Annotated in this window: 19 protein-coding genes and 1 riboswitch; of the genes, 9 read left to right on the forward strand and 10 right to left on the reverse strand. The window is 67.5% G+C overall.

From position 1 onward, the window contains the following. Nucleotides 1-14: 14 nt before the first annotated feature. Entirely contained in the window at nucleotides 15-1,943 is a 1,929-nt protein-coding gene (locus tag AC5Y4T_RS07645) for an acyl-CoA dehydrogenase family protein (protein WP_499918559.1), read from the reverse strand. Between the two features lie 141 nt (nucleotides 1,944-2,084). After that, nucleotides 2,085-2,492 carry a cold-shock protein gene (locus AC5Y4T_RS07650; RefSeq protein WP_499918561.1) on the reverse strand — a complete coding sequence of 136 codons (408 nt, stop codon included), beginning with the start codon at nucleotides 2,490-2,492 and terminating at the stop codon, nucleotides 2,085-2,087. A gap of 165 nt (nucleotides 2,493-2,657) precedes the next feature. Here AC5Y4T_RS07650 and AC5Y4T_RS07655 point away from each other — a divergent pair, with 165 nt between their 5' ends. From AC5Y4T_RS07655 to AC5Y4T_RS07670, 4 genes are all read left to right on the forward strand, one after another. Further along, nucleotides 2,658-3,065: a YccF domain-containing protein gene (locus tag AC5Y4T_RS07655; RefSeq protein ID WP_499918563.1), complete on the forward strand. Its 408-nt coding sequence runs from the start codon at nucleotides 2,658-2,660 to the stop codon at nucleotides 3,063-3,065. Beyond that, a complete protein-coding gene (gene moaA / locus AC5Y4T_RS07660; RefSeq protein ID WP_499918564.1) occupies nucleotides 3,062-4,144 on the forward strand; it encodes a GTP 3',8-cyclase MoaA in 1,083 nt (360 codons plus the stop codon). The genes AC5Y4T_RS07655 and moaA overlap by 4 nt, the downstream gene beginning before the upstream one ends. A 4-nt stretch (nucleotides 4,145-4,148) precedes the next feature. Beyond that, on the forward strand, nucleotides 4,149-4,427 hold the full coding sequence (locus AC5Y4T_RS07665) for a MoaD/ThiS family protein (RefSeq protein WP_499918566.1): 279 nt from the start codon (nucleotides 4,149-4,151) through the stop codon (nucleotides 4,425-4,427). A gap of 235 nt (nucleotides 4,428-4,662) precedes the next feature. Then, a riboswitch (cyclic di-AMP (ydaO/yuaA leader) is annotated at nucleotides 4,663-4,847 on the forward strand. Between the two features lie 13 nt (nucleotides 4,848-4,860). Continuing rightward, nucleotides 4,861-5,703 carry a transglycosylase family protein gene (locus AC5Y4T_RS07670; protein ID WP_499918568.1) on the forward strand — a complete coding sequence of 281 codons (843 nt, stop codon included), beginning with the start codon at nucleotides 4,861-4,863 and terminating at the stop codon, nucleotides 5,701-5,703. Nucleotides 5,704-5,795: 92 nt separating this feature from the next. Here the strand turns inward: AC5Y4T_RS07670 and AC5Y4T_RS07675 are convergent, their stop codons facing one another. The 4 genes from AC5Y4T_RS07675 to AC5Y4T_RS07690 are packed head-to-tail and all read right to left on the reverse strand — an operon-like array spanning nucleotide 5,796 to nucleotide 7,430. After that, a complete protein-coding gene (locus AC5Y4T_RS07675; RefSeq protein ID WP_499918570.1) occupies nucleotides 5,796-6,221 on the reverse strand; it encodes a molybdenum cofactor biosynthesis protein MoaE in 426 nt (141 codons plus the stop codon). Further along, nucleotides 6,218-6,700, reverse strand: a complete 483-nt coding sequence (locus AC5Y4T_RS07680) for a MogA/MoaB family molybdenum cofactor biosynthesis protein (RefSeq protein WP_499918572.1) — start codon at nucleotides 6,698-6,700, stop codon at nucleotides 6,218-6,220. Before AC5Y4T_RS07680 ends, AC5Y4T_RS07675 begins: the two co-directional genes overlap by 4 nt. Further along, nucleotides 6,697-7,221: a cyclic pyranopterin monophosphate synthase MoaC gene (moaC, locus tag AC5Y4T_RS07685; RefSeq protein ID WP_499918574.1), complete on the reverse strand. Its 525-nt coding sequence runs from the start codon at nucleotides 7,219-7,221 to the stop codon at nucleotides 6,697-6,699. The genes AC5Y4T_RS07680 and moaC overlap by 4 nt, the downstream gene beginning before the upstream one ends. A gap of 8 nt (nucleotides 7,222-7,229) precedes the next feature. Then, entirely contained in the window at nucleotides 7,230-7,430 is a 201-nt protein-coding gene (locus AC5Y4T_RS07690) for a hypothetical protein (RefSeq protein ID WP_499918575.1), read from the reverse strand. A 110-nt stretch (nucleotides 7,431-7,540) separates the two neighbouring features. On the opposite strand from AC5Y4T_RS07690, the gene AC5Y4T_RS07695 reads away from it, so the two are divergent. Genes AC5Y4T_RS07695 through AC5Y4T_RS07705 form a run of 3 tightly spaced genes read left to right on the forward strand, consistent with a single transcriptional unit; the run spans nucleotide 7,541 to nucleotide 12,822 of the window. Further along, nucleotides 7,541-8,827, forward strand: a complete 1,287-nt coding sequence (locus AC5Y4T_RS07695; protein WP_499918578.1) for a PAS domain-containing protein — start codon at nucleotides 7,541-7,543, stop codon at nucleotides 8,825-8,827. Between the two features lie 42 nt (nucleotides 8,828-8,869). Beyond that, a complete protein-coding gene (locus tag AC5Y4T_RS07700) occupies nucleotides 8,870-11,128 on the forward strand; it encodes a helicase-associated domain-containing protein (RefSeq protein WP_499952551.1) in 2,259 nt (752 codons plus the stop codon). A gap of 44 nt (nucleotides 11,129-11,172) precedes the next feature. After that, complete coding sequence (locus AC5Y4T_RS07705) at nucleotides 11,173-12,822, forward strand: DNA repair helicase XPB (protein ID WP_499918581.1); 1,650 nt, start codon at nucleotides 11,173-11,175, stop codon at nucleotides 12,820-12,822. 17 nt (nucleotides 12,823-12,839) lie between these two features. Here the strand turns inward: AC5Y4T_RS07705 and AC5Y4T_RS07710 are convergent, their stop codons facing one another. Both AC5Y4T_RS07710 and AC5Y4T_RS07715 read right to left on the reverse strand, forming a co-directional pair. Continuing rightward, nucleotides 12,840-13,985, reverse strand: a complete 1,146-nt coding sequence (locus tag AC5Y4T_RS07710) for a thiolase family protein (protein WP_499952552.1) — start codon at nucleotides 13,983-13,985, stop codon at nucleotides 12,840-12,842. Between the two features lie 16 nt (nucleotides 13,986-14,001). Next, nucleotides 14,002-14,415: a Zn-ribbon domain-containing OB-fold protein gene (locus AC5Y4T_RS07715; RefSeq protein ID WP_499918586.1), complete on the reverse strand. Its 414-nt coding sequence runs from the start codon at nucleotides 14,413-14,415 to the stop codon at nucleotides 14,002-14,004. A gap of 150 nt (nucleotides 14,416-14,565) precedes the next feature. Here AC5Y4T_RS07715 and AC5Y4T_RS07720 point away from each other — a divergent pair, with 150 nt between their 5' ends. Then, nucleotides 14,566-14,859, forward strand: a complete 294-nt coding sequence (locus AC5Y4T_RS07720) for a putative quinol monooxygenase (protein ID WP_499952553.1) — start codon at nucleotides 14,566-14,568, stop codon at nucleotides 14,857-14,859. 19 nt (nucleotides 14,860-14,878) lie between these two features. Here the strand turns inward: AC5Y4T_RS07720 and AC5Y4T_RS07725 are convergent, their stop codons facing one another. Continuing rightward, a complete protein-coding gene (locus AC5Y4T_RS07725) occupies nucleotides 14,879-15,868 on the reverse strand; it encodes an LLM class F420-dependent oxidoreductase (protein ID WP_499949608.1) in 990 nt (329 codons plus the stop codon). Between the two features lie 20 nt (nucleotides 15,869-15,888). Next, nucleotides 15,889-16,425, reverse strand: a complete 537-nt coding sequence (locus AC5Y4T_RS07730; protein WP_499952554.1) for a TetR/AcrR family transcriptional regulator — start codon at nucleotides 16,423-16,425, stop codon at nucleotides 15,889-15,891. 79 nt (nucleotides 16,426-16,504) lie between these two features. On the opposite strand from AC5Y4T_RS07730, the gene AC5Y4T_RS07735 reads away from it, so the two are divergent. Then, nucleotides 16,505-17,713 (forward strand): FAD-dependent monooxygenase, encoded by a 1,209-nt coding sequence (locus AC5Y4T_RS07735; protein ID WP_499918596.1) that lies wholly within the window; start codon nucleotides 16,505-16,507, stop codon nucleotides 17,711-17,713. Nucleotides 17,714-17,722 lie beyond the last annotated feature (9 nt).

Consider the following 17,722-nt stretch of genomic DNA (forward strand, 5'->3'; position numbering starts at 1 on the left):
GTTCGACCTGCGCCTCAGGTCGTGAGAAATCTCCGGGCCAAGTTGGTCTCGGTCGACGCGCCCTCGTCCCACTCGGCGATCCACGGCCCGGTGCCCTCGGACTGATCGATGACCCCGTCCTCGAGCCAGCCGTAGCGCCCCTGAAGCAGGTTACGGGTGAGCGCGACATCGCTGCCGTCGGTGTTGTCCCACAGGGCGTGAAACAGGGCTTCCACCCGCAAGGCCGCTTGCCGGCAGAACGTTTCGGCGAGCTCGTACGCCTGCTGACCAATTGCCGCATCGGCGGCGCGTTGTGACTCCGCCCGCACGCACGCCGCGGACATCGCGAACAGTTCGGCACCGATATCGACCACGCGCCCGAGGAAGCCCTGCCGCTGCTCCAGTTTTGCCTGCCAACGTGCCATCCCGTAGAACGTGTTGCGTGCCAGCTTGCGGCTGGAGCGTTCGACGAAGCGCAGGTGTGCCGCCAGCGGACCGAACTCATGGTAGGCGCGGGGCCGCTGCCCTTCACCGAAAACCAGCTGCGGCAACCACTTTGCGTAGAACCCGCTTGCCCCGACGGCCGCGGCGGCCTTCTGCCGCAAGCCGGTGTCGGGCTTCGCGAGGTCACCGGCCGCGGCGAGATGGGCATCGACCGCTTCGCGTGCGATGAGCAGTCTCATGATCTCACTGGACCCCTCGAAGATGCGATTGATCCGCAGGTCCCGCACCGCCTGCTCGACCGGAACCGCACGTTCGCCGCGCGCCGCCAGCGACTCCGCCGTCTCATATCCCCGCCCGCCCCGAATCTGCATGACCTCGTCGGCGATCAGGCAGGCCATCTCGCTGGACCATAGCTTGGCCAACGCCGCCTCGATGCGGATGTCGTTGCGGCCCTCATCGGCCATCTGGGCGGACAGTTCCAGCACCGCGTCAAGGGCGTAGTTGGTCGCGGCGATGAACGAGAGCTTGCGTGCCACCGCCTCGTGTTGGGCCAATGGTTTGCCCCACTGCACACGCTCACCGGACCATTCGCGCGCTATCTTCAGTGCCCACTTCGACGAGCCCGTCGCACTGGCGGGAATCGACAACCGTCCGGCGTTGAGGGTGGTCAGCGCGATCTTCAAGCCGTCGCCTTCGCGGCCGATCAGGTTTTCGCTCGGGACCCGGACCTTGTGCAGCCTGGTCACACCGTTCTCGATGCCGCGCAGCCCCATGAATTTATTGCGTCGCTCCACGGTGATGCCGGGCGAATCAGCCTCGACGACAAAGGCGCTGATGCCGCCTCGATGTCCGTCGCCCTTGGGCACCCGGGCCATCACCACCAGCAGCTCTGCGACCACGCCATTGGTGGTCCACAACTTCACGCCATCGAGTTCGTAGGCCTTGCCGTCCTCGACCGGTGTCGCCGTCGAGGCCAGCCGTGCCGGGTCGGAGCCGACGTCGGGTTCAGTAAGCAGAAATGCCGATATCGCCCCAGCCGCGCACCGCGGCAAGAACTTTCGCTTCTGCTCGGGTGTCCCGGCAAGCTTGAGCGGCTCGGGTACGCCGATGGATTGATGAGCCGACAGCAGTGCGCCGAGACTCGGATGCACGCTCGTCACCATCATCAGGGCCCGGTTGTAGGCGACTTGCGACATATTCAGCCCGCCGTAATCGGACGGTATCTTCATCCCGAAACAGCCCAGATCGGCCAGACCCTTCACATACTCGTCAGGGATGTGCGCATCGCGTTCGATGACGCTGCCATCCACGGTGCCCAGGAACTCTCGTAGCCGGTCGAGAAACGCACGGGTGCGCGCCTCGTCAGCCTCCGACGGTGTGGGAAACGGGTGAATCAGCTCCAGCGGAAAACGACCAAGGAACAACTCCTTGGCGAAAGATGGTCTTTCCCAACCCGTTTCACGAGACTCCTCGGCGAGAGCTCTCGCTTCCTCTTCGGTGACCTGCTTTTGCTGCGCCATCACAGCCTCCTTGCTCGATACCCGTCGTGAGCAGGGAGTACCCCAGTGCGGGCGTCGCCACCCTCCGTTGGGGCGCAGACGGTGATTCTGCTGGTTGGCCGTGTGCCACCGGCCGGCCGGCGTGGCCGGACACAGGCACCGTCAGGAGTCGAGTTCGCGGGCTACGGCCTTGACCACCTCGGAAACCCGGCGGGCGGTCTTGCGGTCCGGGTAGCGACCCTTGCGCAACTCGGGCTGCACCGCGCTTTCCAGCAGCGTGATCATGTCCTCGACCATGCCGTGCAGCTCGTCGGGGCTGTGCTTGTGCTCGGCGGGCACCTCGCGCCGCGTCTTGGTCAGGCTGGGCGGCGGCTCAATCAGTTTGAGGCTCAACGCTTGCGGTCCACGCCGTCCGGAGGCGATGCCGAACTCGACACGCTGGCCCGCCTTGAGGCCCTCGACCCCAGCGGGCAACGCCGACGAGCGAACGTACACGTCTTCGCCGTCCTCTTGCGACAGGAAGCCGAAGCCCTTGTCAGCGTCGTACCACTTCACCTTGCCCGTCGGCACTGGTCTCACCTGCTTGTCTAACGAATCAACGGAATTAGGCAACAAAATATGCGTCCCGCCTGCGCAGGACGCCGTATTAGGAGTCTGATCCTACTCGGAAGCCCAGATGACGAGCACCCCCGTTATTTGGCACTCGGTACGCTTGGTGATAACCGCGGAGGAGATATGCGCCTGATCCTGAACGTCATCTGGCTAGTCTTCGGCGGCCTCTGGATGGCCGTCGGCTACCTGGCCGCGGCGATCGTCAGCTTCGTGCTCATCGTCACCATTCCGTTCGGCTTCGCGTCGCTGCGCATCGCCTCATACGCGCTGTGGCCGTTCGGCCGCACGATTGTGGACAAGTCGACGGCGGGGTCCGGCGCCCTGGTCGGAAACGTCATCTGGGTCGTGCTGTTCGGGGTGTGGCTGGCGATCGGTCATCTGGTCAGCGCGGCGGCGATGGCGCTCACGATCGTCGGCCTCCCGCTGGCGCTGGCCAACCTGAAACTGATTCCGGTGTCGCTGATGCCGCTGGGTAAGCAGATCGTGCCGGTCAGCTCGCCGACCCACTACGCGCCGCCGGTGGCCGCATGACCCTGACGACGTTGGGCGTCCCCTCGGTGCCGCGCCGCGATGACGGCCCGGCCGTTCCCGGCGATGTGCCGGCCAGCGGCCCGCTGGTGGACACCTACGGGCGGGTCGCCACCGATCTGCGGGTCTCGCTGACCGACCGCTGCAACCTGCGGTGCAGCTATTGCATGCCGGCCGAAGGCCTCAACTGGCTGCCGGGCGAACAACTGCTGAGCGCCCACGAGGTGGCCAGACTGATGCGGATCGCGGTCACCCGGCTGGGGGTCACCAGCGTGCGGTTCACGGGCGGTGAACCCCTGCTGGCGCGCCACCTCGAAGAGGTGGTGGCCGAGGCGGCCGCCCTGCAGCCCCGCCCCGAGATCTCGCTGACCACCAACGGTGTCGGGCTGGCGCGGCGCGCAGCCGGGCTCGCCGCGGCCGGCCTGAATCGGGTCAACGTCTCACTCGACAGCGTGGATCGCCGGAATTTCGCGGCCATCACCCGTCGCGACCGGCTCGCAGACGTGCTGGACGGCCTGGCAGCCGCCAACGACGCCGGCCTGACGCCCGTGAAGGTGAACGCCGTTCTGGACCCCGGCACCGGCCGCGAAGACGTGGTGGGGTTGTTGCGGTTCTGCCTCGAGCACGGCTACCAGTTGCGCGTCATCGAGCAGATGCCGCTGGACGCCGGACACCGATGGCGGCGGGACGCGGCGCTGAGCGCCGACGACGTGCTGGCCGCGCTGCGCCCCCACTTCCGGCTGCGGCCCGACCCCGCGCCGCGGGGATCGGCCCCCGCCGAGCTGTGGCTGGTCGATACCGGCCCCGGCACGCCGAGCGGCAAGTTCGGGGTCATCGCATCTGTCTCGCACGCGTTCTGCGGGGCGTGTGACCGCACCCGCTTGACGGCCGACGGTCAGGTCCGCAGCTGCCTGTTCGCCGAGCAGGAGACCGACCTGCGTGGGCTGCTGCGTAGCGGTGCGCCCGACGACGCCGTCGAGGCGGCGTGGCGCGCCGCGATGTGGGGCAAGCCCGCCGGCCACGGCATCAACGATCCGAACTTCATCCAGCCCGACCGCCCGATGAGCGCGATCGGTGGCTAGTCCCATGGGACAGACCCCTGTCCAAGCCGACGGAATCCAGGTGACGGTGCGCTACTTCGCGGCCGCGCGGGCGGCCGCCGGCGTCGACTCCGAGGCAGTGGTGCTTCGCCCCGGCACGTCGGTCGGCGAGCTGGTCGAGCGGCTCGCCGTTCGAGGGCCCCTCCTGGCCACCGTTTTGACCCGATGCTCATACCTGCGCGACGGGATCGCGGTGCGCGACGAGACCGCGGCGTTGCAACCCGGTGACACGATCGATGTTCTGCCGCCATTTTCCGGCGGTTGAAACTGTGACATATCTCACGTAACGGAACGATAACGGCGCGATCACGCTCCGATATCGCGCATTGCGACCTGCGCAAACACTATGTGTTCCTGCGGTTTTCGTAGATGGCCGAGCGGGAAACGCCGGGTTTCCCTAGACGTGACGAGACCAACAGAAACGGTTAACGTCTCCGGAGGCTCGCCAGCCATCCCGATTGGCGGACCTCCCCTCCCTATCGCGCCGAGCTCCATCCAATAGGCGGGGGCCTCCGAACTACATGGATGGAGACGGGGGACCCACCGGTCCACCGTGATCGGATTGGGGCCGCTCGCGGCTCCTAGGGGTGAAGTCGACGTCGTCTCGTTCGAGACCACGCCGGCCGGGTGGCCTCTCCAACCCGAACCCGACAGCTGACCTCGCAGGCGCGTGACGAGAGAGGAATACATCGGCGCGTATGAGTGGACGTCACCGTAAGCCCAGCAGTTCGAACATCAGCGTCGCCAAGATCGCCTTCACCGGCGCGGTACTTGGTGGCGGCAGCATCGCCCTTGCCGGCCAAGCGGCCGCAGCCACCGACGGTGAATGGGATCAGGTAGCCCGTTGCGAATCCGGTGGCAACTGGGGCATCAATACCGGCAATGGCTACCACGGTGGCGTGCAATTCAGCGCGAGCACCTGGGCCGCACACGGCGGTGGCCAGTACGCACCGTCGGCCGAACTCGCCAGCAAGGAACAGCAGATCGCCGTCGCCGAGCGGGTGCTCGCCACCCAGGGTCGTGGCGCCTGGCCCGTGTGCGGTGGCCCCCTGTCGGGTCCCACCCAGCGCGACGTGCCGGCTCCGGCCAGCCTGGATGCGCCCGGCATCAATGGCGCCCCGGCACCGCTGGCCCCGCCCGCCGACGCGCCCCCGCCCGCTCCGGTGCAATTGGCCGGGTTTGACCGGCCGGCACCGCCGGACGCTCCTCCGCCGCCCCCGGCGGACCTGCCGCCGGCTCCCCCGGCCGACGCGATGCCGCCCGCGCCTCCCGTGGACCTGCCGCCGGCTCCCCCGGCCGACGCACCGCCGCCGGCCGACGCGATGCCGCCCGCACCTCCGGCCGACGCGATGCCGCCCGCACCTCCGGCGGACGCACCGCCCGTCGTGGACACGGGCTTCCACGGTTTCGTTCCGGAAGACATGCCGCAGCAGGCTTCTGAAGGTAACTACCTCGTGCAGCTGTGGGATGCGATCCGGGCCCAGGACGTTCACGGGAACGACGCGCTGGACGCTCTCGCTCAGCCGTCTCCTAACGCCTGACGCCGCCGTACTCCCCGCACGCCCCGAAACCCCTCCTTTTCGGGGCGTGTCGGGCTCGGCGCACCGTTCCGGTGGCCGCCGTGCCTAGCGCGTCAGGCCGAGCCCACCCACTCCTCGGTTCCGTCGGCGAAGAATTGGTGCTTCCACACCGGTAGCCGCGCCTTGATGGTGTCCACCAGGTGCGCGCAGGTGGCGAATGCCGCTTGCCTGTGGTCGGCGGCGACGGCCGCAACCAGCGCCGCCTCTCCGATGCGCAGCGGGCCGATGCGATGGCTGGCGGCGACGGCGCGCACGCCGCTGGACTGCTCGGCCACCTCGGCCACCACGTCGGCGATGACCTGGTCGGCAGACGGGTGCGCGGAGTACTCCAGCCGCACCACCCGCCGTCCGCCGTCGTGGTCGCGGATCATGCCGACGAACCCGACGATGGCCCCTGCCGACTGATGGCCCACCAACTCTTCATGCTCGGCCAGTGAAATGGGGTGCTCGGTCATCGCGGCGCGCACGACGAGCGTCATCGCGGGTGATCTTTGCCGGCGAGCTGATCGAGTGCGTGGTCCAGCACATCGGCGAGCACGCCGAGGCCGTCGCGAACCCCCCCGGGCGAACCGGGCAGGTTCACGATCAGGGTCTGGCCGGCCACACCGCACACCCCGCGCGACAACACCGATGTCGGCACCTTCGGCAGACCCGACTGGCGGATCGCTTCCGCCAGTCCCGGAATCAGGTAGTCGACGACGGCCACGGTGTGGTCCGGTGTGCTGTCGCTGGGCGAGATGCCGGTGCCGCCGGAGGTGATGATGACGTCGGCCCCGGCGTCGATCGCGGTGCGCAGCGCGTCGCCGACCGGTGGCCCGTCGGCCACCACCTCGGCCTCCGGGGCCGAAAAGCCGCGCTCTGCAAGCCATTCGGCGATGATCGGGCCGCAACGGTCGTCGTACGCCCCTGAGGACGCGCGGGTCGAGGCGATGATGATGCGGGCGGAACGGGTGCTCATGGGCGCGCCCACCTTCCGGTCTTGCCGCCTTCCTTGCGCAGCACTCGAATGTCGTCGATTCGTGCGGCCGGGTCTACCGCCTTGATCATGTCGTAGAGCGTCAGCCCCGCGACGCTGACCGCCGTCAGCGCTTCCATCTCTACCCCCGTGCGGTCGGTGCTTCGCACCGTTGCGATGATCTCGACCTCAGACTCCCGCACGGTGAAGTCGATGTCGACCCCGGTGAGAGCGAGTTGATGACATAGCGGGATGAGTTCGCTGGTGCGCTTCGCGGCCTGAATGCCGGCTATCCGCGCGGTGGCCAGGGCATCGCCCTTGGGCAGGCCGCCGGTCGAAATCAGCGCCAGCACTTCCGCCGATGAGCGCACCACCCCGGCGGCCATCGCAGTTCGCTTGGTGGCTGCCTTCTCGCTGACGTCGACCATGTGCGCCGCCCCACGGTCGTCCAGATGTGACAGGACGCCGGGGCCGGAATTCTCCGACGCCCATTTCGCCGAGGCTTTGGAGTCCTCAGAGGCCATCTGGCGGCCTACCGATTGACGACGGTGACCGGGTGCAGGTAGGGCAGTTCGGTGGAAGGCAGCGGGAACACCAGCTCGCCGAACGGCGACAGTGCGCCCGTGCGATCGGTCACGAGTTCGCTCACCGCGTGGTCGTCGGGGTCGGTCGTCGGCCAGCCGTTGTCGACATACTTGGTTTTGCGCGCTTTGCCGTCAGCATTGTCAGCCACGAGGTCCATTCTGACAGGTGGCGCACAGCATGTAGCCGCAAGGGCTTGGGTGTTGGGCGCCCTCGAACGTAATGCGACGGTCGGCCACGCCGAGTTACGCTGAAATGATCGTGCCAGCCGTGCTAGACGCCGCCGCGAACAGTCCGGTTTTTGCCGTGACGGCGGCTCCTTACCTGCTCCTGGATGCGGAACTCAACATCCGGGCCGTCAACGACGCCTACCTGCGGGCGACGAGTCGTGAGCGCGACGAACTCATCGGCGAGCAGATGTTCGACGCTTTCCCAGACAATCCCGCCGACGTCGCGGCCACCGGCGTGCAGAACCTGCAGGCTTCGCTCAGCCGGGTCCTGCGGGACGCGGCCGCGCACCAGATGCCCATTCAGCGTTACGACATCGCACCCAGCGGCAGCGCCGAATTCATTCCCAAGATATGGAGCCCGGTTAACTCTCCGATCAGCGACGACGAGGGCCGGGTGGTGGGGTTGCTTCACCACGTCGAAGACATCACCCCGCTGATCGCCGATGGCATCGACCGCAGCGCAGACGGTCGCGCCCTTGCCCTGACGGCGTCGCGCTATCGCGGTCTGCATGACCTCCTGATCGAGCAGAACACGAGGCTGACCGATGCGCTACTCGCGGTAGGCACCTCGCGCGGGCCGTCCGGCCCGACGGCATCCAGTCAGCGGCGCCGCCGGCTGTGGCAGCTGCTCATGGCGCACACCCGCGAAAACCCCGGCCGCGGATGGTCGGCCTCGCTGTGCGTCCTGGCCGTGGAAGCATTCGACACCGTCGTCGGCGCAGCTATTTCGCTGCAGAGCGCGTCCGGGCAGCTTGCACTGTTGACCGCCAGCGACGCCCGCGCCAGCAACATGGATCAGTGGGGCGCCGAATTGGCGGAGGGTCCCATGCATGCGGCCCTGCTCAGCGGCGTTCCGGTGCACGTCGCCGACCTGGCCAGCGATTGTGCCCTCTGGCCCGGCTACGCCACGGCCGCCCTCGACCTCGGCATCGTCGGAGTCTCCGCGTATCCGATGATGCTCGACGGCGACGTAGTAGGAGCGTTCACCGTCTATCGCAGCCGCCGCGAACGCGCTCCCGACCACGCCGAATGGATCGACACCGCGATCGCGGCCGACCTGGCGGTCTCGGCTCTCCTGTCCGACGGAGTGCATATCGAATCGCAATTGGACACCGACGACTTCGACCTCGATGTGACGATCGCCGCCGGGATGCTCAGCTCGCGATTCGACATTTCCATGGACGACGCCGTGAACAAGTTGCGCCGCCGCGCCCGCCTTAAGAATGTGCCCGTGCGGCACGTCGCCGCAGACTCGATCCGGCGTTGGGGCGATTACTCCCGGCGCCAGGCACGGTTCAATCAGACCTCCCCGCGCTGAGCGTCTGCTGGGTACCCGCCACCTGCTTTACGCTGGTCAGCAATGACCGACAACACCCCGGATATCCCGCTGGGGTCGTGGCTGGCCGAGTTATCCGATGAGCGGCTGATCCGACTGTTGGAGTTGCGGCCGGACCTGGCCCAGCCCCCACCCGGCAGCATCGCCGCGCTGGCCGCGCGCGCCCAGGCCCGCCAGTCGATCAAGGCCGGCACCGACGACCTCGACTTCCTGCGCCTGGCCGTACTCGATGCGCTGCTGGTGCTGCAGGCCGACGCGGAGCCGGTGCCCGCCGCGAAACTGCTGGCGCTGATCGGTGACCGCGCCGCCGAAGCCGACGTCCTCGATGCGCTGGACGACCTCCGGCAACGCGCCCTGGTCTGGGGTGAGGCCGCGCTGCGCGTAGCAGCCGACGCCGCGACGGGGATGCCCTGGCATCCGGGCCAGGTCATTCTCGAGGACACGTCGCGCAGCGCCGAGCAGATCGCCGGTCTGATCGACGATCTCGATCAGGCCCAGCTCGACGTGCTGGAGAAGCTTCTCGAGGGTTCCCCGATGGGCCGCACTCGCGACGCCGCGCCCGGCGCGCCCGCCGACCGGCCGGTCCCCCAGCTGCTGGCCATAGGCCTGCTGCGGCGCGTCGACGCCGAGACGGTGATCTTGCCCCGCCACGTCGGGCAGGTGCTGCGCGGCGAGCAGCCGGGCCCTATGCAGCTGACCGCACCCGACCCGGTGGTCTCGACGACCACGGCCCACGACGCGGACGCGGTGGCCGCCGGGGCCGTCATCGACTTGCTACACGAGGTCGACGTCCTGCTTGAAACGCTTTCCGCCGCACCGGTTTCCGAGCTGCGCAGCGGCGGCCTGGGAATTCGCGACGTCAAGCGGCTCAGCAAGGTGACGGGCATCGACGAGCCGCGGCTTGGATTGATCCTCGAAGTCACGGCCGCGGCCGGATTGATCGCCAGCGGCATGCCCGACCCCGAGCCGGTCACCGGCGAGGCGCCGTACTGGGCGCCGACGGTCGCCACCGACCGGTACACCGCGATGTCGGCGGCCGAACGCTGGCAGCTGTTGGCCGGCAGCTGGCTCGACCTTCCCGGTCGGCCGGCGCTGATCGGCAGTCGGGGCCCCGACGCGAAGCCCTACGGGGCTCTCACCGACGGCCTGTACTCGACGGCCGCGCCGCTGGATCGCCGGCTGCTGCTCGGCATGCTCTCCGAGCTGTCCCCCGGCGCCGGCGTCGACGCGGCGGCAGCCTCGGCGGCGCTGATCTGGCGGCGTCCACGCTGGGCGAAGCGGTTGCAGCCCGGGCCCGTCGGGGACCTGCTCGCCGAGAGCACCGCCTTGGGACTGGTCGGCCGCGGCGCGATCAGCACACCCGGCCGTGCGCTGCTCGACAACGACGGCGATCCGCAGGTCGCGATCGAGGCGATGAACCGGGCGCTACCCAAACCGGTCGACCACTTTTTGGTGCAGGCGGACCTGACCGTGGTCGTGCCCGGGCCATTGGAACGCGACCTGGCCGAGCAACTCGCCGTCGTCGCCACCGTCGAATCGGCCGGCGCCGCGATGGTGTACCGCGTCAGCGAGCAGTCGATCCGGCACGCACTCGATGTCGGCAAGACTCGCGACTGGATGCATTCCTTATTCGCCAGGCATTCCAAAACGCCTGTGCCCCAAGGGCTTACCTATCTGATCGACGATGTCGCGCGCCGGCACGGGCAGCTGCGGATCGGCATCGCCGCGTCGTTCGTGCGGTGCGAGGACCCCGCGCTGCTGGCCCAGGCTTTGGCCGCGCCGGCGGCCGGGGAGGTGCAGTTGCGGGCCCTGGCGCCGACGGTCGCGGTGTCGCCGGCTCCGATCGGCGAGGTGCTCGCCGCCCTGCGGTCCGCGGGCTTCGCGCCGGCGGCTGAGGATTCATCCGGCGCCATCGTCGACGTGCGTCCGCGCGGCGCCCGGGTGGCCACACCCCAGCAGCGCCGGCCCTATCGCCCGGCCCGGCGCCCCAACAGTGAAAGCCTCAACGCGGTGGTGGCCGTGCTTCGCAAGGTGACCGCCGCACCGTTCGGCAATATCCGCATCGATCCCGCCGTGACCATGACGCAGCTGCAGCGCGCGGCCAAGGAACAAGACACCCTGGTGATCGGTTATCTGGATGCGGCGGGCGTGGCCACCCAGCGGGTGGTGTCGCCGATCACCATCAAGGGCGGTCAGCTGGTCGCCTTCGATTCCGCGTCCGGGCGGCTGCGTGACTTCGCCATCCACCGCATCACCTCGGTCGTGTCGGCCACCGCCGGATAATGGTTGGCACGCAGAAGCACCGATGAGAAGGAGTGGCGCTGAACATGTCTGACGGACCGTTGATCGTGCAGTCCGACAAGACGGTGTTGCTCGAGGTAGACCACGAGCTGGCCGGCGCGGCGCGCGCCGCCATCGCGCCGTTCGCCGAGCTGGAACGCGCACCCGAGCACGTGCACACCTACCGCATCACGCCGCTGGCGCTGTGGAACGCCCGCGCCGCGGGTCATGACGCCGAACAGGTGGTCGACGCGCTGGTCAGCTTCTCGCGCTACGCGGTGCCCCAACCACTGCTGGTCGACATCGTCGACACCATGGCCCGCTACGGTCGCCTGCAGCTGGTGAAGAACCCCGCGCACGGCCTGACGCTGGTGAGCCTGGATCGCGCGGTGCTCGAAGAGGTGTTGCGCAACAAGAAGATTGCCCCGATGCTCGGCGCCCGCATCGACGACGACACGGTCGTCGTCCATCCCAGCGAGCGCGGCCGCGTCAAGCAGATGCTGCTCAAGATCGGTTGGCCTGCCGAGGATCTCGCGGGCTACGTCGACGGCGAAGCGCATCCGATCAGCCTGGCCCAGGACGGCTGGCACCTGCGCGACTATCAGCAGATGGCCACCGACTCCTTCTGGTCCGGCGGATCCGGGGTGGTGGTGCTTCCGTGCGGCGCCGGCAAGACGCTGGTGGGCGCGGCCGCCATGGCGAAAGCCGGTGCGACGACGTTGATTCTGGTCACCAACATCGTCGCGGCCCGGCAATGGAAGCGCGAGCTGATCGCGCGCACGTCGCTCACCGAGGACGAGATCGGCGAATATTCCGGCGAGCGCAAGGAGATTCGGCCCGTCACCATTTCGACGTATCAGATGATCACCCGCCGCACCAAGGGTGAATACCGGCACCTGGAACTCTTCGACAGCCGGGACTGGGGGCTGATCATCTACGACGAGGTCCACCTGTTGCCCGCGCCGGTGTTCCGGATGACCGCCGATCTGCAGTCCAAGCGGCGCCTGGGTCTGACGGCCACGCTGGTCCGCGAGGACGGCCGCGAGGGCGATGTGTTCTCGCTGATCGGCCCGAAGCGCTATGACGCGCCGTGGAAGGATATCGAGGCGCAGGGCTGGATCGCGCCGGCCGAGTGCGTCGAGGTGCGGGTCACCATGACCGACAACGAGCGCATGCTTTACGCCACCGCCGAGCCCGAAGAGCGGTACAAGTTGTGCTCGACTGTCCACACCAAAATCGCTGTGGTCAAGTCGATCCTGGCGAAGCATCCCGGTGAGCAGACGCTGGTGATCGGTGCCTATCTCGATCAGCTCGACGAGCTTGGCGCCGAGCTGAACGCCCCGGTGATCCAGGGGTCCACCCGGACCAAGGAACGCGAGGAACTGTTCGACGCGTTCCGGCGCGGCGAGCTGTCCACCCTGGTGGTGTCCAAGGTTGCGAACTTCTCCATCGACCTGCCGGAAGCCTCTGTGGCGGTGCAGGTCTCGGGAACGTTCGGCTCACGCCAGGAGGAGGCGCAACGGCTGGGCCGGTTGCTGCGGCCCAAGTCCGACGGCGGCGGCGCCATCTTCTATTCCGTGGTGGCGCGCGACAGCCTGGACGCCGAGTACGCCGCGCACCGGCAGCGCTTCCTGGCCGAGCAGGGCTACGGCTACATCATCCGCGACGCGGACGACCTGCTGGGCCCGGCGATTTAGGCTGCGGTGCAAGCGATTCAGAGCGACAGGATGGTCGCCGACGCGGTGCCGGGCGCACCGTAAACCTGGGCCAGGCCGACGCGCGGGTTGCCGGGCACCTGCCGCTCCCCCGCCTCGCCGCGCAGCTGCCGCACCAGTTCGTGCATCTGCCGCAGCCCCGACGCGCCGATCGGCTCGCCGTTGGCGATCAGCCCGCCGTCGGTGTTGACCGGCATCGAGCCGTGGATCTCGGTGGCACCGTCGGCCAGCAGCTTCTCCTGCTCGCCGTCGGCGCACAGCCCCGTCTCGGCCATGTGGATGACCTCGTTGCCGGCGTCGGTGTCCTGCAGCTGGGCGACGTCGACGTCCTCGGGCCCGATGCCCGCGGCTTCGTAGGCCGCCCTGGCGGCGTACACCGTCGGGGAGACGTCCTCATCGAGCGGCGCGAAGGTGGCGTGCACCTCGTACGCACCGAACGTGCGGGTGCGGATCTCACAGGCGCGCACGTACACCGGCTTGTCGGTGAACCTGTGCGCGATGTCCGCGCGGCACATGATCACGGCCGCGGCCCCCTCGTCGGGCGCGCAGAACATGTACTGCGTCAACGGGTAGTTGAGCACGGTCGAGTTGAGGATCTCCTCGACCGAGATCTCCTTGCGCCGGAAGGCATTCGGGTTCAGTGCGCCATTGCGGAAGTTCTTGTTGGCCACCCGCGCCAGCGTCTCCTGGGAGATGTTGTGGTCGTGCAAGTACTTGTTGGCCTTCATCCCGAAGAACTTGGTGGTGACGAACTGACCGTTCTGCGCGTACCACTGCGGCAGCGCCAGCTTGGCGGGGTCGTCGGTGAAGGCGCCGCGGGGGTGCTTGTCCAAGCCGATGGCGATGCCGATGTCGTACTTGCCCAGCCGGATGGTGTCCGCGGTCTGCTGGATGGCGCTGGCCGCGGTGGCGCAGGCGTTGAAGACGTTGGTGAAGGTGATGCCGGTCAGTCCGACCAGGCGGGTCACGGCGTCCGGGTTGGACACTTCGTGACTGCCACCGAAGCCGAACTGGATGTCCTTCCACTGCGCTCCGGCGTCGGTGAGCGCGGACTGAATGGCCTCGGCGCCCATCTGCATCGCGGTCTTCTCGAACCGGCCGAAAGGATGCAGGCCCACACCGACGATCGCCACATCATTGGTCATCTCAGGCTCCTTCTGTCTAGACCGGCTGGAAAGCGAACGTGACGATCTCGTTGCCGTCCGCGTCGGTGGTGAACGGCACCATGGTGAGTTCGACTTCCTGGCCGAACTTCAGCTTGGCGGGGTCGCTCTCGGTCAGCCGGCCCTCGACCCGGATCACGTCGCCGAGCTGGACCAGACCCACGCCGAACGGCACGAAGTCCTTGCCGGTCGGGCCGGCGTACGGGGCCCCGGGCGGGAAGCCCTGGGTGGTCCAAGCGACGACGGTCCCGGTCCGCGGCAACAGCACGTCGCTCATCGCGCCTCCGCTGCACCGCGGGCACCGCTCCTGCACCGGAAAGGTGGTGGCGTTGCAATCACCGCACCGACTGCCGATCAGCTGCGGATTCTCGTCGGGCCAGGTTGAGATCTCGGGAGCCAGCGCCTTCTGCATTGAGGGGTCCTCCAGCGACGTCCACGGTGCACCAAATTGAACAATTCCGACTGAACCGTATAACAGCTTTCCGAAAAGTGGAAACCGCATTCTCCTCCTTGGGGGACGGGTGGGCCGCCGCCCGACCAGGCGCGAAGATATGTTGGGCCCATGACGGTCACCGTGATACTTGAGCTCAGATTCAAGCCCGACGAGGTCGCTGCGGGCCGCGAGCTGATGGGCCGGGCGCTACAGGACACCCGGGCGTTCGACGGCAACGTCCGCACTGACGTGCTCGTCGACGAAGACGACGAAGCGCACTGGCTCATCTACGAGATCTGGGAGACGGTCGAAAACGACGAGGCCTACCGCGCCTTCCGCGCCGGCGAAGGCAAGCTCACCCAGCTTCCTCCGCTGCTGGCCGAGCCGCCGGCCAAGACCAGGTACACGACTTCCGACATCTGACGCTGGCTTTCGAGGTTGGCTAAGTCAGCGCGGGTATGACCTGGCTCTCGAACATCTCGATACCCGAACGATCGTAGGCGGCCTCGGGGAAGTAGCAGATGGCGTATTCGCACCCGAGGTCGCGGATCTTCGCGAGTCGCTCGATCACCTGATCCGGTGTGCCCGTCGCCGAGTCCGGTCCGCTGGTGCCGGCGATCATCGCATCCGCCGCGGCCTCGCCCACACAACCCACCAGCCGGTCGCGGACTCGTTGCAGCCGGTCTTTGACATCGGCCTCGGAGTTGCCGACGATCGCATTGACGTTGACCGACCGCACAATCGCGTGATAATCAGTGCCCACGCTGCGGCAGTGCTCGGCCAGCACCTCGGACTTGTGCGCGAACGCTTCGGGCTCCGGCGTGAAGTTCGTGTACTGCGCGTATTGAGCGGCGATCCGCAACGTCACCTTCTCACCACCGCCGGCGATCCATAGCGGAATTCCGTTTTCCCGCAGGGGCTTTGGCGCGACGATCGCCCCGTCAACCTGGTAATGCTTGCCCTCGAAGCTGACCTTGCCGTCGCGCCAGGCGTCGCGCATGATCTGCACGCCCTCGTCGAGTCGACCCAACCGCACCCCCGCCGACGGGAATCCGTAACCGTAAGCGCGCCATTCGTGTTCGTACCAGCCACCGCCGATCCCCATCTGGATGCGGCCACCGGAGATGATGTCGGCAGTCGCGGCGACCTTGGCGAGGTAGACGGGGTTGCGGTAGCTCATCGCCGTGCACATCTGACCGAGTTTGATCCGCGAGGTGGTGGCCGCATATGCCGCCATCAACGACCAGGCTTCGTGGGTGGCTTCACCCGTCGGCACCGGAACGGTGTGGAAATGGTCGTAGACCCACAGCGAGTCCCAGGCGCTGCGGTCCGCGTAGGTCGCCAGATCTCGCATCACCGCCCAGTGGTTCTCGGGTTCGATACCGACCAGATCCATTCGCCAGCCTTGCGGAATGAAGAGTCCAAAGCGCATACCGGGACTGTAGCCCTCCGCTACCCACCCAGCGCGTCGAGCGCGGCCGCAACCGACTTCTCGCGTAGCTCTTCGTACGGCGCATCGGGAAACTGCACGCAGCAATCCTGCAAGCCACCGAACGCGACCACCGCCCGGGTGGACTGCGCGAGCGTCGGCTTCTTGCCGAACACCAGCCTGGCCAGCCGCTCACGCCACGCGAGCACCGTGTCGATGAGGTCGAGGTCGATCAGCGTCGACAGCTCGGTCAACAGCAGCACCAGGTCCCGGCGGTGCCGGTAGTGGAAATCGAAATACCCCTCCAGCAGCTCGCGCGCATTGTCGCGGCGGCGACCCTCGTGCTCGGCCACGAAGCGTTCACCCTCGTCAATCAGCGGCACCAAGATGCTGCGCACCAGGTCTTCGCGTGAGGGAAAGTGGTAGTACAAGGCGGGTTTGGTGATACCCAGCCGGTCCGCGATGTCCTGCAGGCTGGTGCGCTGCACGCCGCGCTGCAAGAAGAGCTCCCGGGCGACCTGTTGGATGCGCTCACGGGTATCCGACCGGGGCCTGCTCACCCCGCCAATTTACCTGACTTACCGATAGGTAAGTGGGATGTTAAGCTTACCGAACGTTAAGTAAGCGTGGGAGGTGATCATGCGCATACTCATCTCGGGCGCCAGCATCGCGGGTCCGGTCCTGGCGTACTGGCTCACCCGGTACGGTTTCGACGTCACCGTGGTGGAGCGCGCACCGACGCTGCGCAAAACCGGTGGCCACGCCGTCGACTTGTTCCGTCCCGCAATGGAAATCTCGACGAAGATGGGTGTGCTTCCGCGCATCGAGGCGCGGGCCACCGGAACGGAACGGTTGACGATGTACCGCGAAGGGCGGACGAAGGCCATCGAGGTCGACCTCACCAAGATCTACGCCGCGACCTCCGATTCGCACGTGGAAATCATGCGCGACGACCTGAGCGAGATCTACTACGACGCGGCCCGCGACGACGTCGAGTACGTGTTCGGTGATTCCATCACCGCGATCGAGCACGACGGCACCGTGACATTCGAGCATTCGCCGGCGCGTACCTTCGACGTCATCGTGGGCGCCGACGGGCTGCACTCCAACGTTCGGCGCCTGACCTTCGGCGAGGAAGCCAACCTGACGCGCTTTCTCGGCGGGTACCTGTCGGTGTTGTCGGCGCCCAAGGCGCTCGTCGAATCCGGCGAGATGGTCGGTCACGTCGGCGTCGGCCGTTTCGCCGGAATCTACACGGCGGACCACCTGGACGACGCCCGGGCGGTGTTCCTGTTCCGCAGCAAAGAGGAATTGGATTACGAGCATCGCGATGCGTTGCGGCAGAAGGAGATACTGCGCGACACTTTCGCCGGCATGCACGAACAGGTGGACACCTGGCTGGCAGAACTGGAGCACACGCCCACCTTCTACTTCGACTCGATCACCCAGCTGCGCACCGACCGGTGGTCACGGCGGCGGGTCACCCTGGTCGGTGACGCTGGTTACTGCCCGGGGCCCGCGGTGGGCGGCAGCACCAGTCTCGCCGTCCTGGGCGCGTATGTGTTGGCCGGAGAGCTCGCCGAGGCGGACGGGGACCACCTGCGCGCCTTCGCCGCCTACGAACTGCGGATGCACGAATCGGTGCGGCGCAGCCGGACTTTCGCCCGCGGCGCCGCCAAAGGCATCATCCCCGGTTCACGAATCGGAGTGTGGGCGTTAACCCGTGGAGCCCAGCTGATCTCGGCGATGCCCGGGTCGCTGTCCCGTTCTGTGGCGAAGCTCAACACCAGGGGCGTCCGGATGCACGATTCGATGCCGGTGCCCGAATACTCCGGAAGCGACGTCTGACAGCATGTC

The sequence above is a fragment of the Mycobacterium sp. NGS11 genome (assembly GCF_059813315.1).